Origin of the sequence: Arthrobacter sp. S41, assembly GCF_004320535.1 — a bacterium.
Taxonomy (GTDB): domain Bacteria; phylum Actinomycetota; class Actinomycetes; order Actinomycetales; family Micrococcaceae; genus Glutamicibacter.
Window position 1 is genome coordinate 2,022,448 of the sequence record NZ_SIHY01000001.1, and the last position, 22,523, is coordinate 2,044,970.

A 22,523-nucleotide genomic window follows, 5' to 3' on the forward strand; every position below is an offset into this window, starting at 1 on the left:
CAGTGATCCTTTGTCTGTCTTGAGAAGTTCTTGGTCTCGGAAGATGGATGCTTAAGCTTCTGGGATCTCGCGGCCAAAAGTTTCAAGGGTGATCTCTTCTGGCTCTGGTCCACCGCGCACGCCAGTTTCCAATCCGGCCAGGATATTCATCTGCTCGTTAGTCAGTTCAAAATCGAAGACGTCAAAGTTCTCTTTGATGCGTTCTGGGCGAATTGATTTCGGGATGACCGAGTGGCCCAGCTGTAGCTGCCAGCGCAGCATGACCTGTGCTGTGGTTTTACCTAGCTCCTTGGCAATGCTGGTGATGGCTGGGTCGGTAAAAGTGCTCTGTTCACCAGTGCCACGGTAGGAGGTAATTCCACCCATAGGTGACCAGGCCTGGGTCAAGATTCCTTGTTCCGCGTTGGCCTCGCGCACTGCGGCCTGCGAGTAGTAGGGGTGCACTTCAATTTGGTTGACCGCCGGGACAATGCTGGTCTGTTCACGCAATGCCTGTAGGTGTTCTGGCATGAAGTTGCTGACGCCAATGGCACGGACCTTGCCGTCGGCAAGAAGCGTTTCCATGGCACGGTAGGCTGCGATGGTCTTGTCGAAGTCGCTTGGCAATGCCTGATGCAAAATGAACAAGTCAATGGTATCTAGCCCCAGCTTGCCAGCACTTTTTTTAAAGGCGTGCACGGTCTGTTCGTACCCGTAGTCGCTGATCCAGACTTTCGTCTCAACAAAGATTTCTGAGCGCGGAATTCCTGATTGACGAATTCCCTCGCCAACTTCACGTTCGTTGCCGTAGGCGGCAGCGGTATCGATGTGACGGTAACCAGCCTTGAGTGCTTCAACTACAGCGGCGGTAGTTTCTTCCGGTGCCGTCTGGAAGACGCCGAGGCCAATCGCTGGCATGGTAACTGAGTTATTAAGGGTGAGATTCATGGTAGTTTTCTCCTTGATTTAAGGGCGAACTAGTACTTTGAGTGCGGTGCGATCTGCCATGGCTTGGTATCCGGCAGGGACCTGATCCAAGCTGATGCTCTGGTCAAATACCTTGCCGGGGTTGATGATTCCGTTCAGGACCAGCGGCAACAGCCGGTCAATGTAGGCACGGGCTGGGGCCACACCGCCGGTGAGGGTGACGTTGCGCATGAATTCGGTGAAGCCCAATGGGACCGTGGGGAACTGAGGTGCTCCAACGCGGCTGATGACTCCGCCATCTCGCACTACCCCGATGGCCATGTCCAAGGCTGGAGCTAGGCCCACAGCTTCGAGGACTACATGGGTACCGTCGCCACCGGTGAGTTCTCTGACCTTCTTGATGCCTTCGCTGCCACGTTCGGCCACCACGTCGGTGGCCCCGAATTCTTGTCCGAGGGCAGTGCGTGCCTCGTGGCGTCCCATCAGGATGATGCGTCCGGCACCTAGAAGTTTGGCGGAGATGACCGCGCACAGTCCGACCGAACCATCACCAATGACGGTGACACTTTGGCCCGGCTTGATATTGGCTTTTGATGCCGCGTGGTATCCGGTGGACATCACGTCAGAGAGGGCGAGCAATGATGGGATCAGGGATTCATCAAATCCGGCAGGTACACGCACCAGGGTTCCTGAAGCTTGCGGGACACGAGCCAGTTCGCCCTGTCCACCATCTGCGGTTCCGCCCCAGTGAGCACCGTGGCGGCAAGAGGTCTGCAATCCTTCGAGGCAGAAGTCGCAGGTTCCGCACGATGCGACAAACGGAGCGATAACAAAGTCACCAACGGCCAAGTCAGTGACTTCGGAGCCGAGAGCTTGGATCACACCAACAAATTCGTGTCCCATGCGCGAGCCCTCTAAGGAGGCTTCTTTAGAACCAAATGGCCACAGGTCACTGCCGCAAATGCAACCTGCGGTAATGCGCACAATTGCGTCGGTAGGCAGATTAATAACAGGGTCTGGGACGGTTTCTACACGTACGTCACCGGCGCAATAGATGAGCGTTGCTTTCACGATGCACTCCTTAGTGGTGGGAATACATCCAAGTAAATACCTATCGACTATTTTCTGGCAGGGTCTATTGAAGCAGGTACTGACAGAGCCTGTTTCAGCAGGGCCCAACCGAGCAGGCTAGGAAATTCGAGTACACGGGCAAACAGGCGCAAATGGTATCCGTGTCTAGAGACACCGGGTGGTAACGATGCCTCTAGACATGAGACTTCTAGCTAGGCCACAACTAGCTAAGACGCAGCCGTGAGTCTTGTGCTTCGACTATCCCTGGTTGTCGCGATCATCCATGTAGATAATCCACTTCACAGCCACCGATGGACGCACTCGCGTCAGTAGGTTTGGCAGCCGTGACCACTGTTCTGGGTTCAGGTTCCAACGCGCTAGATTTCGGCTCTCAAGATCGATGTTTAGCTCGTCCAGCCGACGCGAAATGGCTGCTTGTTGTGCCTCTGATTTGTAGGCAATACGCAGATATTCGACTGCACCGCGAACCGAAGAGCAAAGCAGCGCATAAGCTTCGGGGCTGAAGCCGAAGGCCTCCCACTCTTTGACGTATTGGTTGATTTCCGAGTCTCGATAGCTTTGACCTTGTCTAAGCTTCTGAGCACGATGGGGCAAGATGAAGGTCCATGGCAACTTCATTCCACGCAGTCTCGGTGGCGTGTACGGATAGTCCAGAAGGACCGAGTCCCAGCGCAGATCGACTAGTTCTTGCTCCGTGCGCGATGCATGGTGGGGCAACTGTGGAAGGCCAAACTCATCTTCCGGCGCGTCAAAGTCCGTGTTCGGATGCAGTCCAGGGCCGCCACTGCCAAAGATCGCAAGATTCCCTAGGTCTCGGCAAAGGTTTTGTATTGTGGTCGATTCGCTGTTGAGCTCGGCCGACCATTTTTTGAAGTCGTCGTGGGACAGGTTTTCTGAGGAATTCTCAGTCATGGAAATTCTCCTAGCGTGAGAGCGGTGCCGCCCCGTACCGAATACTGGACGAGGCAAACCGCTAACTGAACCGATGGTTTTTGCCTCGGAACGGTTCTTCCCCTGAGGCACCCCGTGAGCCGGAGAGGGGTTGCCGTACGACTAGCCAGGTACTTTACGTCGTAACTCTTGAACCTGTTTTCAACCATAGGACAATGCACCGACAGTTTGAACACAAGTGATTGACCATCCTTTAGCTAAGATCAGACTGGTCATCATCACCGCGTCCCAGAGGACCATGAAAACTCGCTCGCAACGCTTAGAAATTCCCGTGCTCCTGGGAACCCAGACGCTGTTTAATATCGGCTTCTACGCTGTAGTCCCCTTCCTTGCGGTAGTCCTCAGCAGTGATTTCCTGTTGGCATCTACCGCGGTGGGTCTGATCTTAGGAATCAGAACTTTTGCCCAGCAAGGACTGTTCTTAGCTGGTGGCACTCTGGCGGATCGCTTCGGCGCCCGCACCATGATTCTGATCGGCTGCGCGGTACGTGCCGCAGGTTTCCTCACTTTGGCCGCATCCCTATGGCCTAGTACTCCACACTTGGGAATGTTCATTTTTGGCACACTGCTCACCGGATTTGGTGGGGCACTATTCTCCCCGGGACTAAACATCTTGGTGGCGGCTGCCCAAAGCGCGCGGGATCAAGGACAAGTCCAGCACGTGCGGCGGGCTACGCTCTTTGCGTGGCTGAGCATCACGGGTGAAATTGGCGCCGTCACCGGACCTTTGATGGGTTCGGCCCTGTGGGGCTGGGGATTTTCCACCGTGGCAGGTTTTGGCGCAGTATTCTTTGTGGCCATCGGAATCTTCTTGGCGCTCACTCTTGGCAAGACTGACACGGCGAGCGCACTGTCGGCTGCTACCGGTGCAGGAACTAAAGCATCGAAGCCTCACAGTAGCTTCCGAGAATGTCTGCGCGACCGCCAGTTCTTGGCCTTCTGTTCGCTGCATGCCGCGGACCTATTGGCCTACAACCAGCTGTATCTAGCTATTCCTTTGGAACTTGAACGCCAAGACATGCCTACCCAGTGGTTGGGGCTGATCTTTGCGTGGATCTCCATTTTGACCCTGAGCCTGCAGATTCCCTTATCGTGGCTTGCTGCAAGAATCGGCCCAGCTGCAACGTTGCGCATGGGCTATATTCTCAGCGCCTTGGGGTTTAGTGTTTTGGCCTTCATCCCTTCATCAGCCTTTGGTGAGGAAACCAGCTTGGTGCGAATTCTTTGCGCAGTCACCCTGATGACCCTGGGTCATATGAGTGTTCATCCCACCGCGCTCAGTCTTGTTCCAAAATTTGCCGGGCTCAACGCTACCGGCTCCTACTTCGGATTACTCTCCACCTGCGGCGGCCTAGCAGTACTTCTAGGCAACATGCTCTTTGGCTGGTTACTCTCACACACCGCAGGAGCAGCCGAGTTGTCCTTTATCCCTTGGCTAGTCATGATCATTCCGCTGTTGCTGGCTTCGTGGCTTGGTTCTCGGTTGGTTCGTGACCGCATGCTACGCACACGCAGTGCGTGAACTGCGACACATAACGCAAAATGTCCTCAGAACTTCCACGGTTGACACCAACTTTCTACTACTCAGCTAGCGTTCTATCGCAGTCCAGAATCCCGAAGTTCTAAAGGGGTTTTCATGGCCTTTTATTGCTTCATGAGAAATCAAGGAATTAGGGTACGCTTACCAAGGCTCTAAGACATTGGATGCCAATTCATCACGTATTGCCGAAGGATTTCCATGAACCTTGGACGATTGAGCGTAGCTGCAAGTTTTGCAGCGGTAGCCCTCGCACTAACTGCCTGCAGTTCCACCGCCACCCCCGCTCCGGATGCAGCAGCGGATGCCGAAGCCCGCGTAGTTGTAGCGAACTTCCGTGCCCCAATTTCCAACTGGGCTTTGGAAAGCGATGACGCTTATGTGCTCTCAATCGCCGGTTGCTTGGAAACCCTGACCAAGTATGACCAGACCGAGAAGAAGGTAGAGCCAATGCTCGCCACTTCTTGGAAGCAGACCTCGGATATCGCATGGGAATTCGACCTGCGCAAGAACGTAAAGTTCCAGGACGGCACCGACTTCAACGCCAAGGCTGTTGCTAATTCACTGAACCATGTTCTTGATGCCACCGCACCAGCACGTGCAGTGAACCCTAAGACCATCAAGAAGGTAGAAGCCCTCGACGCTGATACCGTACGCGTCACTACCCCGGCAGCTGATCCGCTCTTGCCGTATCGCATGGCCAGCGTGAATGCCGGCGTGCTCTCGGGTGCTGCGTACACCGACAAGGGCATTGATCCGATGAATCACTGCACCGGGCCTTTCGCTCCGGTTTCAGAGAAGGCCGGACAGTCCTTGACCTTGGACCGCAACAAGAATTACTGGGATGGTGAGGTGAAACTGGCCGGCGGCGAAATCCGCTACATCACCGACGGCGCCACCCGCTCCACCCAGGTACAGACCGGTGAAGCGGACATCTCCATGTCCATCCCGGCCACCAGCTTGGCTACCTTGGAAGCAGACGAGAAGATCAGCGTGCTCAAGGCCGACTCTCCTCGCACCTCGACCCTGTACCTAAACAACTCGCGCGCACCATTCAACAAAGTGGAGCTGCGCAAGGCAGCCACCATGGCTCTGGATCTGCCAGCTATGGCCGCCAGCATCTATGAAGGTGCAGCACAGCCTGCCACCGGACCCTTTGCTCCGAGTGAGCCATGGGCCAACCCAGATCTGGCAGTACCTGCAGTGAACATCGACGAAGCCAAGAAATTGGTAGAAGCCTCCGGCTACAAGCAAGAGAAGCCTCTGGAGATCATTGCGATCACCGAACGTGCTGAATTTGCTGGTGTAGGTGCCATCATCCAGGAGCAGTTCAAGCAGATTGGTTTGAAGGCCAATGTGGTGACCAAGTCCTACGGTGCTGTAGAGCCAGATGTTTTGGCCGGCAAGTACGACATGATCCTCAGCCAGCGCAACCGCATGATTGATATTGCTGACCCGATCGGTTTCCTGCAGGCGGACTACACCTGCGAAGGTGGCTACAACCTGAGCCACTACTGCAACAAGGACTACGACAAACTGATCAGCCAGGCAATGGGTGAGAAGGACGAAACTAAGCGCCACGACATCTACCGCAAGGCCGGAGATATCTTGGCTAAGGATGCCGCCAACGTGTGGCTGGTCAATGAGCAGGCCATCGACGGTGTGGGCTCCAAGGTTCAGGGCTACGTCCAGGATCCACTGACCCGCTACGTACTGACCAAGGATCTGGCGAAAACCAAGTAACGTGTCCCCACTAACTGCCGTGCTGCGCCGAGTTGTAGGACTCGGCGCAGCCGTTCTGCTTTCATCCTTTGCGGTGTTTCTTGTCCCCTTCGTTTCCCCAGGGGATCCGGTGCGTGCCTTGTTGCGCGCGCGAATGGACTTCGGCGAAGCAGATGAGGCTACAGTGCAGGCCTATGCAGAGCAGTTTGGACTTCACGACCCGATGCTGGTGCAGTTCGGGCGATGGCTTGGACGGTTCTTCACCGGAGATATGGGGCTCTCTCATATCAGTGGAACCCCAGTAGCTGACCAAGTCCTCCCGGCCATTGGCGTCACCCTATCGCTGGCCGGCAGCGCACTGCTGGTGGCGATACTTGTTTCTATTTTCTTGGGTGTCATTTCAGCTACTCATGCCGGGAAGTGGACCGATAAACTCATCACTTCAGTGACCCACGCACTAATCGCCATTCCCGAATACGCGCTGGCACCACTACTGGTCTTACTCTTCGCGGTGCGCTGGTCACTGCTTCCTTCAGCAGGCTACGACTCCCCTGCATCGCTGGTGCTTCCAGTATTCATTTTGGCGTTGCGGCCCATCAGCTTCTTCACTGTTGCGGTGCGCTCAGGCGTGCTCCAAGCCTTGGATTCTGAACATGTACTCGCAGCTCGCGCCCGCGGTCTAAGCCGCACTCAGGCATTGACCCGCCACGTAGTTCCCCACGGATTATTGCCAATGTGGACCATGGTGGGTGTCTGGTTTGCTGGACTGCTTGGTGGCTCAGTCATTGTTGAAGTCATCTTTGCCATCCCCGGAATGGGGCGATTGATCTTTGATTCAATTGTTGATTCCGATATTCCCGTGGCCCAAGGTGGCGTAGTGGTCGTGGTGACCTGCGCCGTTCTGGTCACCGGAATTATTGATTTGATTCACAAGCTCAGTGATCCCACCGTGAGGATTGGAGTTCGACATGGCTAAGAGCACTGCTTCAAAGATTCTTCTTTCCGTTCCAGCGTTCATCTTGTTAGTGATAGTTCTTTTGACCATCACAGCTCCCTTGATTTCTCCCTATGACCCTGACGTTCAGTCGCTGGCAGATAGGTTGCAGGGCCCAAGTGCAGCGCACCTCTTGGGCACCGACGCCCTGGGACGCGATACCTTGAGCCGGGTGCTGCATGGCGGACAGTTCTCCCTGTCCGTAGCACTGATCACCACGCTGTTTTCACTGTTGGTCGGCACGGTGCTGGGATTGCTCAGCGCACTGCGTGGCGGATGGCTGGACGAGATCTTCCTGCGCATCAATGACCTGCTGCTCGCGCTGCCCGAAATCGTCATTGCCCTGTTGATTATTGCGGTCATGGGTCCTGGCTTCTTCACCATGGTGCTCTCCGTTGGCGTGGTGGCGTGGACCCCCACCGCAAGGTTGGTGCGTTCCATTGCTGCCCAAGCCTTGTCCACGCACCATGTGGAAGCCTCCAAACATGTGGGCGCTTCACGCTGGTTCATCCTGCGCCACCACGTCTTGCCCTTCGTTGCTGGACCGGTGCTAGCCCAGGCCGCATTACGTTTTGGTTTGCTCCTTGTTTTGCTCGGTTCGCTGTCCTACCTGGGCATTGGCGTACAACCACCGCAGTCCGACTGGGGATCCATGCTGGCCGAAGCCCAACCACATGCCATCCGCTCCCCCTGGGGCTTACTTGTCCCTGGAGCTGCCATTTTCTTAGTCAGCTTCTGCGTCACCTTGCTGGGCAACCGCATCACCCACGTGCTGGGCGGAAACGACGTTCTGTACATCAAAACCAAGGCGGAAGCCCATGGCTGAAGAACTTGAATTCATTGATCTATCGGTCAGCTCGGGACAGAAAATGTTGCTGTCCAAGGCTCGTGGCGCACTGCGCTCCGGAGAACTGGTGGCCGTGGTGGGGCGCTCCGGTTCAGGCAAGACGCTGCTCACCAAAGCGATCATGGGACTTCTCCCAGAACAGTTGCAGGCCGAGGGTCAGATCCTGCTCGATGGCCAGCGGCTAGATCAGCTCAGCGATAAAGCCATGAACCAGGTGCGTGGGCACCGTATCAGCATGCTGTTCCAACAGCCTAAGCGCGTCATGAATCCTCGGATGACCATCCGCGCGCACTTGCTTGAGGCCATGGGTGCCCATGGTTGGGGCAAGGCCCGAAAGCATGCGGCTGAGGTCCTAGCTCTGTTAGAAGAAGTTGGACTGTCCCCTGCCGCGCAGATTGCTGGCCAGCGCCCGGATCAACTTTCTGGCGGGATGGCTCAACGTGCCATGTTGGCCCTTGCTTTGGCCGCGGATCCAGAATTCATTCTGGCTGATGAGCCGACGTCTTCTCTGGATTCAATTCTCAAGGCTGAAGTCTTGCAGCTACTGCGCCGCAAGCAGCAAGAACGTGGCGTTGGTGTTCTTTTTATTACCCACGACATCGCCAGCGTCCAGCATATTGCTGACCGCGTAGTGGTGGTCAGTGACGGTCAGATTGTTGACCAGTGCCCCACCGCACAGATCTTCTCCAAAGACCGTCACGCAAAAACCCGTGAATTAGTTGAGGCCAGCCTGCCTGCAGTTCGTGAACCACGGTCCGAGGATTCCGGCTGCCTGCTCGAAGCAGTGGATGCGAGCAAGAATTATTGGCGCCGAGCCAAGGGTGAAGCAGCGTTGAAGCCCACTACCCTTTGCCTCCATGGCGGGCAGGTATTGGGCGTTGTGGGACGTTCCGGCTCTGGCAAGAGCACCTTTGCCAGACTCCTTGCTGGACTGGAGCAGCCAACTACCGGACAGATCATCGATAAGCACGAGGGTGCTACGGCAACGCGAGTACAGATTATTGCGCAGGAGCCGTTCTCTTCATTTGATCCGCGGCTTTCTATCCGTACCAGCATGAGCGCCGCAGTGCACCGGCTACCTGCAGATCAGGCCCGGGAGCGCATGGCACAAGCGATGGTTCAGGTTGGATTACCCGATGAATTATTGGACCGGTATCCGGGCCAATGCTCAGGTGGACAGCTACAAAGGTTAGCTATTGCCCGGGCGCTTCTGACCGATCCACAGGTATTGATCTGTGATGAATCAACCTCGGCGTTGGACTCGGTGGCGCAGCGCCACATCCTTGATCTGTTGCTGGATCTACGCGAGCGCATGGGTCTGAGCCTTGTAGTCATTTCCCATGACATGGACGTGATCCGTTATGTCAGTGATGATGTGGCCGTGTTCTATGAGGGTGAGCTAGTGGAGCAGCGCCCACTCAACGAATTCTTGACCAATGCGGAACATCCGCACAGCAAGGACCTAGTGGCCGCGCTAAATATCACCGCGGCAATGCGGGCGTGAAGCAGCCTTCACAAAGAGAGTGGCAATGGAAACACGAGTTGGAATGCCACAGATTGGCTATCCTCAAAGCTGATTCCATGTGCCAGTGCTTCACGGTCCGGCAATTGGAGGATTCATCGGTATGAGCGAGTGAGAATTATCCGGTATTCGTCACCAATCATGTCTTCGAGCTCCCTGCGAAGCTCTTCAGCTTCCACCCAATGCACTGGTTGGGTCCCGGGAAAGTAGTCCAGTGACTATGTGAGTACTCGTGTCCGACAATGGACACAGGAGGAATCACAGAAACAATGGCACGCAGACACACACCAGACCAGGTCATCGCTAAAGTCCGCCAAGGACAAAAGATGCTCAATGAAGGCCACCCGATGATCGAGGTCATCAAGGAACTTCAGATCACCGAAGCGACCTGGTACCGCTGGATCAACCAGTACGGGTCCGAGAAAAACGCTGAAGCCAGCAAACGTACCAAAGAGCTGGAAAAGGAAAACGCCCGCCTGAAGAAGCTGCTCGCCGATCAGATGCTCGCCAACGACATCTTGACCGAGGTAGCTAAGGGAAAATTCTAAACCCTGAACCACGCCGCCGTGCCGTACGGACGGCGATGGAAAAATTCGGGGCATCCGAACGCTTCGCATGCCAAGTTCTGGGCCAGAACCGTTCTGCGCTGCGTAAGAAGAAATCACCGATGAGCTTTGACGAAGCGCAGCTGAGGGCCGATTTGCGCGCCGTCGCGTCCGACTATCCGGTCTGGGGCTGGCGCAAGGCCCGCTGGCATCTATTGAGCACTGAACGACGGGCAGGCACAGCCTTGAACAGCAAGCGTGTCCGACGGTTGTGGCGCGAGGAAGGCTTGGTCTGTAAGCCCAAGCGTCGAAAGAAGCGCCATACCGGCCCAGATGCCGGGGAGCAGAAGCGACTGATCGCAACGTATCCAATGCATGTGCTCAGTTTCGACTTTCAGTCGGATGTCACCTCCTGCGGACGTCACTTCCGCTTTTTCAATGTCATTGATGAGTACACGAGAACAGCATTGGCGATTATTCCGCGGCGGTCTTTCAAGGCTGAGGACGTGGTGGCAGTTTTGGAAGGGATCATCGCCGAGACAGGGACCCAACCAACATTCGTGCGGTGTGATGACGGGCCTGAATTCACTGCCGGTGCGTTGGTGAACTGGTGCAACACTGTTGGAGTTTCTACTGCGTTCATTGATCCGGGTTCGCCTTGGCAGAACGGTTTTATTGAGTCGTTTAATGCGCAGTTCCGACGTGAACAACTCTCCGGAGAAATCATGGACACCATGGCGGAGGCGAGATATTTGGCTGATGAATGGAAGGACATTTACAATCAGGAACGTCCCCATGGCTCCTTGGATGGGTCGACGCCGTCCCGTTTTTGGGATGAATGGGTCAGAGAGAATCAGTTAGCTATCGCATAGTTGCTGGGCTGCTCAAAGGGACCCAACCAGTGGTAATTGCCATACCGCCTCCTAGTGGTACTAGATATGGTACGACTTTAGTTATTCTCTCAGACCATCTTCAAGAATGAAGCGACGAGCTGAGCAAAGCTGGAGATATCCTGAACGAATGGCACAGTCTTTTCTACAGTACGTAAAATTCAGGCATGGAAATCAACAACCTAGCACCCTTCGACGCAGTCATCCTCATGTCCTTCGGCGGACCGGAGAAAGATAAAGATGTTCTTCCGTTTCTCCAGAATGTCACTGCGGGACGAGGCATCCCCGATGAGCGACTAGTCGAAGTAGGTGAACACTATTACGGGTTCGGCGGAAAGTCCCCCATCAACGACCAGAACCGCCAGCTACTAGAAGCCCTACGTCAAGAGTTCGAACAACGTGGAATCACGACGCCAGTATTGTGGGGCAACCGCAACTGGGATCCTTATCTCACAGACACCGTGCGCGACTTCGCCAAAAGGACGCGAGGGTCGCGATTCCTTGCTATCGACACTTCCGCATATTCTTGCTACTCCTCGTGCCGCCAGTATCGCGAAGATTTCGCCCACACCCAAAATGTGCTAGCTCAAGAAGGTATCGAGGTATCTTTCGAGAAGATCCGCCAATACTATAACCATCCGGGCTTTGCTTATGCGGAATTGGATTGCGTGCATCGCGGGCTCACAGACTTGATCCAGAAAGTCGGGGTCTTGGATCCGCAGAAGCACAGCTTGCTCTATGTCACCCATTCGATCCCTCTAGCAATGCAAGAAGCCTCGGAGCGTCAGACTGTTGGGTATCGGGAGCAGCATCTGCAGCTGATCGAATGGATCAATCAAGAACTGGGAGAAAAGCAACCGTTGAATGCTGAGCTTGTTTTTTGTTCTCGTTCTGGTTCGCCGCGAACTCCGTGGTTGGAGCCTGATATCAATGATCGACTTGAGGAGCTCGCTAGCTCAGGGGTGGAAGGTGTGGTCGTTGTTCCGTTGGGATTCGTATCCGATCATATGGAAGTAAAATACGATCTTGATACCGAGGCAGCACAGACTGCCAAAGATCTTGGACTTGATTATGTGCGGGCCGCGACTGTTGGGGTTGACCCGATATTTGTGTCGGGGCTTGTCGATGCTACCTTGGAGCGGGCGGCTCAATATCGCGGGGAAACGGTCGATTCTCCGTCGGTCACTCCCGAAGGTCCGTTGAGCCCAGGGAGTGGTTCCTGTTCTACGACTTGCTGCATGGGAAGGGATCAGAAGCCGACAACACCTAGCTGGGATTCCTTACCGGCAAGCCACAGATCTTAGCAACCCGAAGGGTACCTGCGAATTCGAGATTTGTGAGATTTGAAGACACTACACGCCCTAAATCTTGATGGCGTGGCACGTAGCTTCATGGAAGGAAGAGCCTGAAAGAATCAACCAAATAAAGATGGCGGAATGGGCTCACAGCCCATCCCGCCACTCTTCATAGAATTACTAGGCGTGCTTAGCGCACCTGAATCTCGGTAGCCTGAGGACCCTTAGGGCCAGCTTCAAGCTTGTATTCAACGGTTTGGCCTTCTTCAAGGTTCTTGAAGCCGAAACTCTGGATCGCACTGTAGTGTGCGAAAACGTCTGCGGATCCGTCTGAAGGAGCGATGAAGCCGAAGCCCTTTTCGGAGTTGAACCATTTTACAGTGCCAGTAGCCATGTGTATTCCTAAATCTTAACCAGCGAGTAAACGATGGTTTGAGCATGTGCCGCCTAAGCGGCACGAAGTAAGTCTGTGATGCATCGAATGATTCTTCATCAAGCCAGATTAGCCTCTACGTTCTGGACATCGATTTTGAGTCCGGACGTAAAGAAATATCAATGCAGATGCATGTGTTAGCGGTAGTACCCTTGGGCCCCGCACCGGTGGCAGAACTTGCCATCATCAACGACTCGGCACTCGATCACTGCGCGGGTTTCGGTGATGTGCTGGCCGGTGGCGGTCAGTCCGAGGTCTTGAAGGCCGCAGAATGCCGTCAACTCCGGGGTGCAGTAGGTAGCATTGAGCATGGCCGGGAGCTTTCGACGGTGGTTGTGTAGGAACTTTCATTCTCGTGAAGCTCCCGGCCTTGTCCATGCCGTGACACGCTACCTGATGCCCGGGATCTGTTGAGGTTCTTACACCTTAGATTGCGAAGAGCCTCTAAAGCGCCTTGGATCAACTGTGCATAATGCCCGGATGAAATCCTGCGTCACTCTATCCTGACCGAGGCGGGCCCCTTTCCTGCCAGGATCCTTCTAGGCCATGAACCACCAAACTGAAAGTGATAGCAACACCGATCCTTACTATCACTTTGGAGGGACCCATGACTGGCTCTCATGACGCCTAACCGGCTTTCAGGTTCCCTCTGCTGAAGTACCAAAAGCATTTCTGGAGGCCTTCAAATCCACACATCTGCTCCAATGCTGAAATCATCGACGGCGATCAATTGCTTTTTAAGCAAATGAAAAACTCCCCAAAAGTTGGACTGACTGTTCATGTGGCAGTCCACCTTTTGAGGAGTAGTTCAAGGGTGGCTTTGTCTAATCACTGTTAGACGTTTTGCAGGTTAGTTCTCCCAGAATGGGTAGTCGATGTAACCCTTTGGACCTTCGGTGTAGAAGGTCGCAAAGTCTGGTTCGTTCAAAGGTAGCTGTTCCTTCCAACGACGGACCAAGTCCGGGTTGGCAATTGCTGGACGTCCAACAACTACAGCGTCTCCCCAACCTTCACCAGCAACGCGTGCCGCTTCTTCATAGGTGGTGATCTCTGCGAAGCCGGTGTTCAGCAGGACTGGACCACCGAAGGACTTACGCAGCGATTGAACTAGCTCGCCGGCTGGATCGTGGTGCAGGATGCTCAAGTTCGCTAGGTTCAGCGGAGCAATACCTTCCAACAGTGCGGTGTAAGTCGCCAACACGTCCTCGCGGTCATTTTCCACGGCGCCCTGCACGTTGTGCTCTGGCGAAATACGCAGGGCGGTCTTGCCAGCGCCAATTGCTTCAGCAACAGCGGTAACTACCTCGATGACAAAGCGGGCACGGTTTTCAGGTGATCCGCCGTAGTTGTCCGTACGAGTGTTAGCCGATGGGGCCAAGAACTCGTGCAGTAGGTAACCGTTGGCTCCGTGAAGTTCTACGCCATCAAAGCCGGCAGCGATTGCGTTGCGTGAGCCGGTGACAAATTCCTCGATGATGGCTGGTAGCTCATCGGTAGTTGGTGCCACTGGCACTGGGTAGTCATATTTGCCGGTGTAGGTGCGGGTCTGTCCCTCAATTGCGATGGCGCTTGGGCCAACAACGTGGTCAACGCCGGTGGTCTCTGGGTGGGTTACACGTCCTGCGTGCATGACCTGAGCGACAATGAGTCCGCCTTCGGCGTGCACTGCATCGGTGACCTTCTTCCAGCCGGCAATCTGTTCTTCGGTAACCAGACCTGGCTGGCGCACAAACCCCTGGCCAACAAAGCTTGGGTAGGTGCCTTCGCTGACAATCAGGCCGAGGGTTGCGCGCTGACGGTAGTACTCAACAACGTCATCGTTTGGCACGCCGTCTACACCGGAACGCGAGCGGGTCAGTGGTGCCATGACCAAACGGTTAGAGAGCTTGAGGTCGCCAAGGGTTAGCGGGGAAAACAGATCCATGCGTGGAACTCCTTAAGTGGAATTGGAAAATTGCAGTTGCTTGGTGCAACCAAGGCAACCGCTGAGGTATTCCACTTGTGGTTAAAAATTGAGTTGACTCACGTTTGGTTGACAGCGAAGCCCCTAAGAGTGCCAACCTCATGGGAAGGCACAACAACGCTAGAGTTCCGCTAGTTCATCACGTGGACGCGGTCGGCAGTTCTTTGCATGAACTGCTCATCATGAGAAGACAGGACCACGGCTCCCCCACGTTCCAGCACCGAGTTAATGACTTCCTGAAGGATTGTCTCGCCAGCTTCATCCAAGGCTTCCGTTGGTTCATCTAGAAGCAGGATCTGCGGTTCGCGGACCAACACGGTGGCCAGAGCAACAAGCCTGCGGGCAGAAGCTGGCAGCTCGTACGGATGTGTATCACCAAAGTGTTCTAGACCCAGTTGGGCAAGAACCTCCGGGACGCGTTTGCGCAGAGGACTCTTCTTTGGAATTCCAAAGGACACCTCTCGAAGAACTGTGCGTTCAAAGAGTTGATCAGAAGAATTCTGCAGCAATAGCCCAGTTTGTCCAACGGTGTCCAGCGTTCCTGTTGTGGGTTTCAGCAATCCGGCCATAGCTTTGAGCACGGTTGTTTTGCCTGAACCATTGGCTCCGGCCAGACCCAGGCATTGCCCCGCACGCACCTGGAGATCAAGATCTTGGACTGCAGGGCGAGCAGCTCCAGGGTATGCCAATTGCACTGAAGCCATGTTCAGCAGCACGCGAGAATCGTCCGACGCCGGCTGACGCTCAACCTTCGAGGTTTTCGCCTGGTGTTGTTGATCCACAGTTGAAAGTCGTTGGAGAGTCCCCTGTTCTAAGGACCAAAGAGCGTCTGCTTCATGAGACCAGAAGTGTACTGAATCGGCAAGGACCACCAAGGCAGTTCCTTGAGCGCGCAAAAGATTGATCATCTGCGAAACCAACGCAGTAGCCTGCTTATCTAAGCCAGCCAGAGGCTCATCAAGAACTAGGACTTCTGGTTCACTGATGGCCAATGCGGCCATCGCAACAAGTCGTTCTTGTCCGCCAGAGAGCTGTTGCGGGTGACGGTCTAGTAGATGCTCCAAACCAAGCCGCTGGGCAAGTGCAGTGACCAGTTGATGCATCTGCTCACGGGGCATCCCTTGATTTTCTAGGCAGAAGACCAGTTCCTCAGAAACTGTCCCGCGAATCCCGGATAGGTAGTGCCCTGCTTCCTGAGGCAGTAGACCTACATGCTTTGACCATTGCGCGATATCAACGCGAGGCTGCAACGAATCAGAAAACTCAACCTTCGTGCCGTTCACACTGACACTGCCGACAAGCTGATCCATGTCATAACGCGGAAGCAGGCCAGCCAAGACGGCGCCCAACGTTGATTTCCCGGAACCTGAATGACCGGAAATAACAGTCAAAGAACCTGGCTGAATTTCTAGACGAATATCGCTCAGGACGGAGCTCTGTGCGTGCAAATATGTGTAGCTGTGCAGGTCCAGACCGAGGACGGTGGTCGACTGTGCGGAGAGATTACGGTCCATCATTAGTTAATCCCAAACCAGGTGGGAGCCAAGATCATGACTGGACCAAGCACCGCGCAGATCACAGCAGCCCAGCGGATTCCGCGTTGGACCGAAGTATCTGGAACTTCGCGCAAGCGGGTGCGAACTCCAGTGGCTGGGAATCCCCGGGCGGATAAGTGGACGGCTCGGTCTTGAGCGTCTTGCATAGAAGTCAGCACCAACGGCACAGCCCGTAACCGCACCCGCTGAAACCATCCTGTCAGGCCCGTACCAATGCCCGCATTGCGAAGAGTCTGGGCTTCACCAATCTGCCGTTGTTTCTCAGTCATCTGCGGCAGCAAGAACAATGTCGCCGCCAGCAGATAGCCCACCTGAGGTGGCACGGGTGATAGATCAATCGCTGCCACCAGCTGATGCTTATCAATGAGTAGCCCGCACAGCAGACCCACCACCACGAGTACTGCGGTACGCAGCCCTAAAGACAACGCCACTTCAAGTCCATGAACAGTAACCCGCAGTGGTCCCCACTGTGCAACAGCAGGCGACGGGACTCGGGGGATTAATCCATGAATCAACAACAGAGAAAGGAACGTTGGTAGCAACATGGCACCGCTGAGCAATGCCAGTTTTTTGGTGTGCCCCGCCCATCCCGTGATGAGAAAGCACAGTCCAATGACGGCGCAACTCAACCACCATTGGCTTGCTGCGGTAGTCATAGTTACGACTGCCACGGCAATAGCCAGAATGGTAAACGGATGAAGCTTATTTGAGCGGGGCATGGAGTTTTCGCTTACTTGCTGACGCGCTTTCCCAAGACCCGGTAGCGACGAACAAAGGCGAAGCTACCGCTCAGACGCTTTGGCAATGCGTAAACCAAGAGAGCTGCAACCAAGAAGACCACTGCTTTATCCCCTGGGTCAGAAATCAAGGCCTGCTTGGTGACTGCGGAGAGCAGTGAATCACCCATAGAGCTGAAGGCAGCAACCAAGGCACCGGTGCCAACGCCGGAGGTTCCACCGTAAACAAAGGTAGCTACCGGCGAAGAGACCACACCAACTAGTACACCGGCAACAAGGCCAGCAATCGGAGCCAGGTAGACACGACGCAGCGCACCGTATCGCGCTGCGGTTCCGGCAAGGAATCCTACAAGGGCCGCTCCTGCTGCGAAAGGCAAGACAGTTGGCGCGAACAGGGACCAAACCAAAGTGCTCAATACACCGGTGGCCGCACCGGCGCGGCGGCCAGCCAAGAAGCCAACGATGACAGTACCGATGGAGTCAATGTAGAGGGGAATCATGACCGAGCCAACAAACTGACCAAGAATGATATTCAGTGCCAAGGCGACTGGGATCAAGGTCAGGGTTGAGACTGGAAGATCAGGCAATACAGCAAGCAAAAGAAGAACAGCAGAGATGAGGTAAGCAGCGAAAGTACCAAGGGCAACGCCCTGTCCCAGTCCCTCGACGATTCCCATTGGCTGGGTAATGATCAAGGTCAGATAGGTGGCAACGAGGATTACGGTTCCTGCGACAGCCATGAGCCGGCGGCGAAGAGTTTGCGACGAAGTTTCTTCGGGCAACAGAAGATTTGATGACATGATGGGGCAGTCCTGAGGTACGGGTATGACTGCGCACCAAAGGTCGTACTGGCGCGCGCGAGCTGCGGGTCTATGTCACCTCGACCCAGTAGACAATTCTAGCCCACCACACTCAGCGTTCAGGAGTCTTAGTTCAGTTTCCGGGCCAAGGTACCAAGCCGTTTCACCAGTTCCGCAAAGCCAGCTTCTGGATCATTTCTTGAGACCACGTGCGCATTTGCTGGTTTGCCCCAAAGACCTCTGAAGTCAGCAACGGTGGTTCCAAACAGTAATTGTGATTCTGTCTCAACATCAATGGTTGCTGGACGCGTTTCGTAATCCAAGGTTCCTGCAGCAACACCGGCGGCGAAGTAGTCGTGTACGTGAGCGATATAGCCCTGGTCATAGTGACGGTGGAATTCAAAGTAAAAGCGCAATGCATCCGAGAGGTAGCGTACCAGTGGATTTGATGCTTTGCTTAGCGTTCCTTCAACATCGCTTGGCTGAACCAGTTCGGGCTCTGCGCATCCGGCTTCTTCGGCAAGCTTGGTCAGAAATTCAGGCTGCATCTCAAAGCGTTCGGTGGTGTCCAAGGAACAGAGAATGGGAAGTTTTTCAGATTCAAGGCCTTGCTCAGCAGCAGCGGTGTAGGCGGCAAAAACTTCTTTGGCAGCGTGCGGATCCACGTGGGTGTTCCACTCTGCGGTGGGTGTGGTGTTGCCTTGGTAGTAGAAGGCGCCACCCATGATCACTACTTTGCGAAGAAGCCAAGGAAGTCTTGGTTCACGTCGGAGAGCCAACGCGAAGTTGGTCAGAGGCGCAGTCAGCATAACGGTTAGCTCACCGGGGTTCGCGCGGGCCGCTTGAATCCAGTAATCAACGGCATCGTTGTTCGCCAGCGAATCAGGACCAGGAGCTGGAAGAGTCGCGTAACCGACGCCCTGAGGGCCATGCGTTTCCGGAGTTGTCACCAACGGAATGTCAAGTGGCTTTCGCGCACCAATGAGCACCGGAACATCAGGCTTGCTGCAGAGCTTGAGGAGTGCGCGGTTGTTGGCCGCGACCTGCTCAACATCGACGTTGCCCGGAGTACTGGTGATGGCTCGGATATGCACGTGGTCGAGCGAGCAAAGATATGCCAAGGCTAAGGCATCGTCGATGCCGGTGTCGCAGTCGATAAGAAGACGGATCAAATCGTCTTTCGTTCCCGGCGCACCCGCGTAGTTGGTCAGAGCCAAGGTCCCTTCGTTCTCATCACCCAATCGCGTTTGAAACTTGTCGTTTCTACCTGCTTCTGTATTACGTGAGGTCATTGTTCGGACTTAGATAGTCGTACAACGCGCGGTCGATGGCCTCTTCAAAATGCAAGTCCATGATGACTACGTCCAGCGGCACGCCGTCCTTGTCGGGCATCTGCGCTTGCTGTGCATTTCTTGAGTCCGCCTTGCCGAGATAGAAGAACTCAGTACCTTCAGCATCGTCTTTCTTAACGAAGATATGAAGGTCCACTTCATTATTGACGATGCGGCGAACCTCATCACTGCGCAACGTACGACGTGATCTCGTGAACCACCTCAGGTGAGACGGGTCCACTAATTCGTCTTGGTAGGCCGTACTAGCCGAGATGTCGTCAGACTTGTGGAGAGTCACGAAAATCGGACAGGTCTTTGAATCCATGTCGACCTTGTACCCGTACAAAGTTGAAGTCCACTTTCGCGGGACACCCAACAGTCTCGTGACCTCTTTACGCGAGTATTGACCGCCGACGATGAACGGACTGCCGCCGACATACCGGTCGCTGACCAAAGCCAAACCTGTTTGGATAAGGTCGTCGACCTCCTCGGTGAAGGATCCATGGGTGCGGTACGCATGGATGAAACCCGGGTTAGCCGAAACGGTTTCATTCTCAATTGAGGCTAGTTGAGTTCCGTACCGGGTCTGGTCCACCTGAGCGTGATTAGCCAGGTTCAGAGTCTCAACCGCGCTGCGCATTTCACGCTCGGTGGTTTCCACGCCATACTCACGCAGAGCCATCTTGAATTGGTTCAGCGTAATTGATTCGTGTGTAAGCAGTTCTCGCACCAGGACGAACTCGTGGACTCGTTTCGCGGTTAGCACTTCGTGTGAAAGCAGCGACAAGGCTCTCAGCTCATCCCGATCAAGATCATGATCGATCCGAAGGAGACTTTTCACGAGAGTCGGATAGTTTTCCTTTTTCGTCGCGAGCAATACTGGGTCTACGGACTCAAAGCGATAGAAGTCGAACAGCCGAGGCGATTGCCCAACACGATTCTGCATTGCTTGCATTGAACTACGTAGCTTTTGAATGCTGTCCAAGACAGTCGTGCGGATAGAGTCTAGGACTCTTTGCTGAGCGATCTTATCGAAACGGACACTCGACAGACCTGCCATCACTCCGGCTTGCTCTGTTGCGATCAGCTTTTCCTTCAGAGACTCCTTGTTCAACGATTCATCGCCAAACAAGGCGATGGGAATCATGTAGTTATTCGCGTAATTACCAATGAAGTCAATAACAACCAGATAGTCCTTCATTGGCGCCTTGCGAAGGCCTCGACCAAGCTGCTGAACGAAGACAATCGCTGACTGCGTTTGTCGGAGCATGACCACTTGATTCACGGTCGGGATGTCCACGCCTTCGTTGAAGATATCCACGGTGAGTATGTAATCGAGTTCGCCAGCTTCCAGCTGCGCAACGACCTGTTCCCGGCGTTCAATCGAATCGTCGCCGCTCAGATTCAAAGTCCTCAGCGTCTTTCCGCGTAGTTGTTGCTGGTTCAGTGCGGCTGACAAAGCGTTGGATTCATCTTTTCGAGAACAGAAAATCAGTCCCTTTGGTGCAACGCCCGCTTGCCCGTACTTGGTCAATGCATCGACTACGTGGTGTACACGTTCCGGAGTCACCAAATGTGAAAGATCTTCGGAACTGTCACGCACCGATTCATCGTCTAGAGTCACATCTGCAATTCCGTAATAGTGGAACGGGCTCAGCATGTTCTCTTCCAGAGCATGGCTCAGGCGAATCTCATAGGGAACGTTGTAGTCAAAAAACTCGAATACGTTGAAGCCATCGCTGCGTTCTGGGGTTGCAGTCAATCCGAGCAGGAACGACGGTTCCAGGTGAGCCAAGACTTTCTTGTAGGTCGGCGAACCGACACGATGAGCTTCATCGACAATCACATAGTCAAAGGCATCAGACTCGATAGTTTGGAGTACTGAATCTTGAGATAACGTCTGAACCGTCGCAAAAACATATTTTCGGTCGCTTTGCTTGGCTGCGCCGGCGAGCTTGCCGAACTGTTGGGCATCTCCGCCAATGACGCGTCGATACTCCTTGATCGTCTTGTCTAGAATTTGTTCGCGGTGAACAACAAACAGGAATCGTTCAGGATGGGCGGCTCGCACTTCAAGAGCAGACAGAATTGTCTTTCCCGTGCCCGTCGCCGAAATTACGATTGCCTTGGATTCGCCGCTTAGTCGAACCGCTTCCAGGGCTTTGAGCGCTTCAGACTGCATCTGGTTGGGAAAAATCGGCATGAGCTGGTCGGCCCAATTGACGTCGCCACCCAGTCCAGTGGATTCGGAAAGTCCTGCGGCAACTTCGTCGATGAGTTGCTCGTCTGCTTGTTTCAGTTTTCTGGCAATCTCTATCTTTTTGCGCGGTGGAGGCGGCGTGTACTGCTCAGCATAAAGATCAATCCAGTCCTGGCTCAGCGACACTGAATCGGCAAGTTGGTTACCAGCCAGTTCAGCTAGCTGACCTGCTAAGTCACTATCGGTCGCCGCAGTAACCTTCAAATTCCACTCATGGTTCTTGACGATGGCGTTGCCCGTGAGGTTCGAGCTTCCAATCATCGCCGTGACTACGTCAGTCGACTTAAAAATGTAGCCTTTCGGATGGAAGGCATCAGCGCTATGAATTCGGACGTCAATGCCGAGTGCTTCCAGGTTCAACAGCTCGCTAAATGCTGCGGGCGAATTGAACCCCAAGTAGTCCGAGGTGATTATTGTGCCGTGGCCAGAAAACTCCACCAATTCTTGTTTGAGCATGGCGATTGCGTTGGGAGTTACGAAAGCTACAGAGAAAATGAACTCGTCGCATCGAGCTAGTTCTTCTCGGAGAATACGCAGAACAGTATTGCCGTCAGCGTTTAGAACCACCCGTGGGTGATGATGGCGGCGAGATTGCCTCGCTCCATCCAGAAATCCATAGGTGACATCGCCAGAAAGACCGACCGCGAACGAGATATCGGGGTTGGATGACATCATGCAGCCTGAATAATCTCTACAGCTGGGATATCAGCTGGGGCCCACTCAAGTGTGGAGAGCTCATCTCGCTTGAGCCACTTTGCGTCTTCGTGTTCGGTGAGCTGCGGTTCACCGTCGACTAGCTCGCAGTAGAAAGTCGTAAGGGTGACGATCCCAAAGTCATATTCGTAAGTTGTGCTGGTGACCTCGTCAGCTACCGTAACGGTGCAAAGTAGTTCTTCTTGAATTTCGCGTTCAAGGGCTTGTCGAGGAGTTTCACCGGATTCGATCTTGCCGCCCGGGAACTCCCACATTCCGCCGAGGCTGCCGCCAAGGCCACGCTGCGCGCAGAGAATTTCGTCGTTCCGAACAATTACTGCCCCGACAACATTGATCTGTTTCTTCAACCCAATCCCCCATTGACGTCTCTTTTGATCAGAACCTTCCGCTACTTGCGATCATATCGGGCGAGAAGGACAGATTGCGGA

18 protein-coding genes, 1 pseudogene and 1 riboswitch are annotated in these 22,523 nt (G+C 54.4%); of the genes and pseudogenes, 7 read left to right on the forward strand and 12 right to left on the reverse strand.

Annotation, left to right across the window (positions count from 1 at the left end):
- Positions 1–51: 51 nt before the first annotated feature.
- From EYR88_RS09325 to EYR88_RS09335, 3 genes are all read right to left on the reverse strand, one after another.
- Entirely contained in the window at positions 52–927 is an 876-nt protein-coding gene (locus EYR88_RS09325; protein ID WP_131089361.1) for an aldo/keto reductase, read from the reverse strand.
- A gap of 18 nt (positions 928–945) precedes the next feature.
- Complete coding sequence (locus EYR88_RS09330; RefSeq protein ID WP_131089362.1) at positions 946–1,977, reverse strand: alcohol dehydrogenase catalytic domain-containing protein; 1,032 nt, start codon at positions 1,975–1,977, stop codon at positions 946–948.
- 258 nt (positions 1,978–2,235) lie between these two features.
- On the reverse strand, positions 2,236–2,910 hold the full coding sequence (locus EYR88_RS09335; RefSeq protein ID WP_131089363.1) for a hypothetical protein: 675 nt from the start codon (positions 2,908–2,910) through the stop codon (positions 2,236–2,238).
- Positions 2,911–2,967: 57 nt separating this feature from the next.
- Positions 2,968–3,084: riboswitch (SAM riboswitch) on the reverse strand.
- Positions 3,085–3,187: 103 nt separating this feature from the next.
- On the opposite strand from EYR88_RS09335, the gene EYR88_RS09340 reads away from it, so the two are divergent.
- The 7 genes from EYR88_RS09340 to EYR88_RS09370 all read left to right on the forward strand — a co-directional run bounded on the left by EYR88_RS09340 (position 3,188) and on the right by EYR88_RS09370 (position 12,310).
- Positions 3,188–4,471: an MFS transporter gene (locus tag EYR88_RS09340; RefSeq protein ID WP_131089364.1), complete on the forward strand. Its 1,284-nt coding sequence runs from the start codon at positions 3,188–3,190 to the stop codon at positions 4,469–4,471.
- Positions 4,472–4,687: 216 nt separating this feature from the next.
- Entirely contained in the window at positions 4,688–6,229 is a 1,542-nt protein-coding gene (locus EYR88_RS09345) for an ABC transporter substrate-binding protein (protein WP_131089365.1), read from the forward strand.
- 1 nt (position 6,230) lies between these two features.
- Positions 6,231–7,184 carry an ABC transporter permease gene (locus EYR88_RS09350; protein WP_131089366.1) on the forward strand — a complete coding sequence of 318 codons (954 nt, stop codon included), beginning with the start codon at positions 6,231–6,233 and terminating at the stop codon, positions 7,182–7,184.
- Positions 7,177–8,028, forward strand: coding sequence for an ABC transporter permease (locus EYR88_RS09355; protein ID WP_242632503.1), 852 nt, complete (start codon positions 7,177–7,179; stop codon positions 8,026–8,028). Before EYR88_RS09350 ends, EYR88_RS09355 begins: the two co-directional genes overlap by 8 nt.
- The gene (locus tag EYR88_RS09360; protein ID WP_131089368.1) at positions 8,021–9,553 is read left to right on the forward strand and encodes an ABC transporter ATP-binding protein; all 1,533 of its coding nucleotides are present in this window, start codon (positions 8,021–8,023) and stop codon (positions 9,551–9,553) included. The genes EYR88_RS09355 and EYR88_RS09360 overlap by 8 nt, the downstream gene beginning before the upstream one ends.
- 287 nt (positions 9,554–9,840) lie before the next feature.
- A protein-coding gene (locus tag EYR88_RS09365) for an IS3 family transposase (protein WP_131089369.1) occupies positions 9,841–10,988 on the forward strand; the annotation gives its coding sequence in 2 pieces (ribosomal slippage) (positions 9,841–10,114 and positions 10,114–10,988; 1,149 coding nt in all).
- 185 nt (positions 10,989–11,173) lie between these two features.
- Positions 11,174–12,310: a ferrochelatase gene (locus EYR88_RS09370; protein ID WP_131089370.1), complete on the forward strand. Its 1,137-nt coding sequence runs from the start codon at positions 11,174–11,176 to the stop codon at positions 12,308–12,310.
- Between the two features lie 181 nt (positions 12,311–12,491).
- Here EYR88_RS09370 and EYR88_RS09375 read toward each other — a convergent pair whose 3' ends face one another.
- The 9 genes and pseudogenes from EYR88_RS09375 to EYR88_RS09410 all read right to left on the reverse strand — a co-directional run bounded on the left by EYR88_RS09375 (position 12,492) and on the right by EYR88_RS09410 (position 22,442).
- Positions 12,492–12,695, reverse strand: a complete 204-nt coding sequence (locus EYR88_RS09375) for a cold-shock protein (RefSeq protein ID WP_131089371.1) — start codon at positions 12,693–12,695, stop codon at positions 12,492–12,494.
- 184 nt (positions 12,696–12,879) lie between these two features.
- Positions 12,880–13,045: pseudogene (locus EYR88_RS16020) on the reverse strand (ISL3 family transposase); the annotation flags it as partial.
- 539 nt (positions 13,046–13,584) lie between these two features.
- Positions 13,585–14,658: an alkene reductase gene (locus EYR88_RS09380; protein WP_131089372.1), complete on the reverse strand. Its 1,074-nt coding sequence runs from the start codon at positions 14,656–14,658 to the stop codon at positions 13,585–13,587.
- Between the two features lie 170 nt (positions 14,659–14,828).
- Positions 14,829–16,214 (reverse strand): ATP-binding cassette domain-containing protein, encoded by a 1,386-nt coding sequence (locus tag EYR88_RS09385; protein ID WP_131089373.1) that lies wholly within the window; start codon positions 16,212–16,214, stop codon positions 14,829–14,831.
- Positions 16,214–16,972 (reverse strand): energy-coupling factor transporter transmembrane component T, encoded by a 759-nt coding sequence (locus EYR88_RS09390; protein ID WP_131089374.1) that lies wholly within the window; start codon positions 16,970–16,972, stop codon positions 16,214–16,216. The genes EYR88_RS09385 and EYR88_RS09390 overlap by 1 nt, the downstream gene beginning before the upstream one ends.
- Before the next feature lie 11 nt (positions 16,973–16,983).
- Positions 16,984–17,790 (reverse strand): ECF transporter S component, encoded by an 807-nt coding sequence (locus EYR88_RS09395; protein ID WP_165477309.1) that lies wholly within the window; start codon positions 17,788–17,790, stop codon positions 16,984–16,986.
- A 128-nt stretch (positions 17,791–17,918) separates the two neighbouring features.
- On the reverse strand, positions 17,919–18,962 hold the full coding sequence (locus tag EYR88_RS09400) for a nucleoside hydrolase (RefSeq protein WP_165477346.1): 1,044 nt from the start codon (positions 18,960–18,962) through the stop codon (positions 17,919–17,921).
- 106 nt (positions 18,963–19,068) lie between these two features.
- The gene (locus EYR88_RS09405) at positions 19,069–22,056 is read right to left on the reverse strand and encodes a DEAD/DEAH box helicase (protein ID WP_131089376.1); all 2,988 of its coding nucleotides are present in this window, start codon (positions 22,054–22,056) and stop codon (positions 19,069–19,071) included.
- Entirely contained in the window at positions 22,053–22,442 is a 390-nt protein-coding gene (locus EYR88_RS09410) for a (deoxy)nucleoside triphosphate pyrophosphohydrolase (protein WP_131089377.1), read from the reverse strand. Before EYR88_RS09410 ends, EYR88_RS09405 begins: the two co-directional genes overlap by 4 nt.
- Between the last annotated feature and the right edge of the window lie 81 nt (positions 22,443–22,523).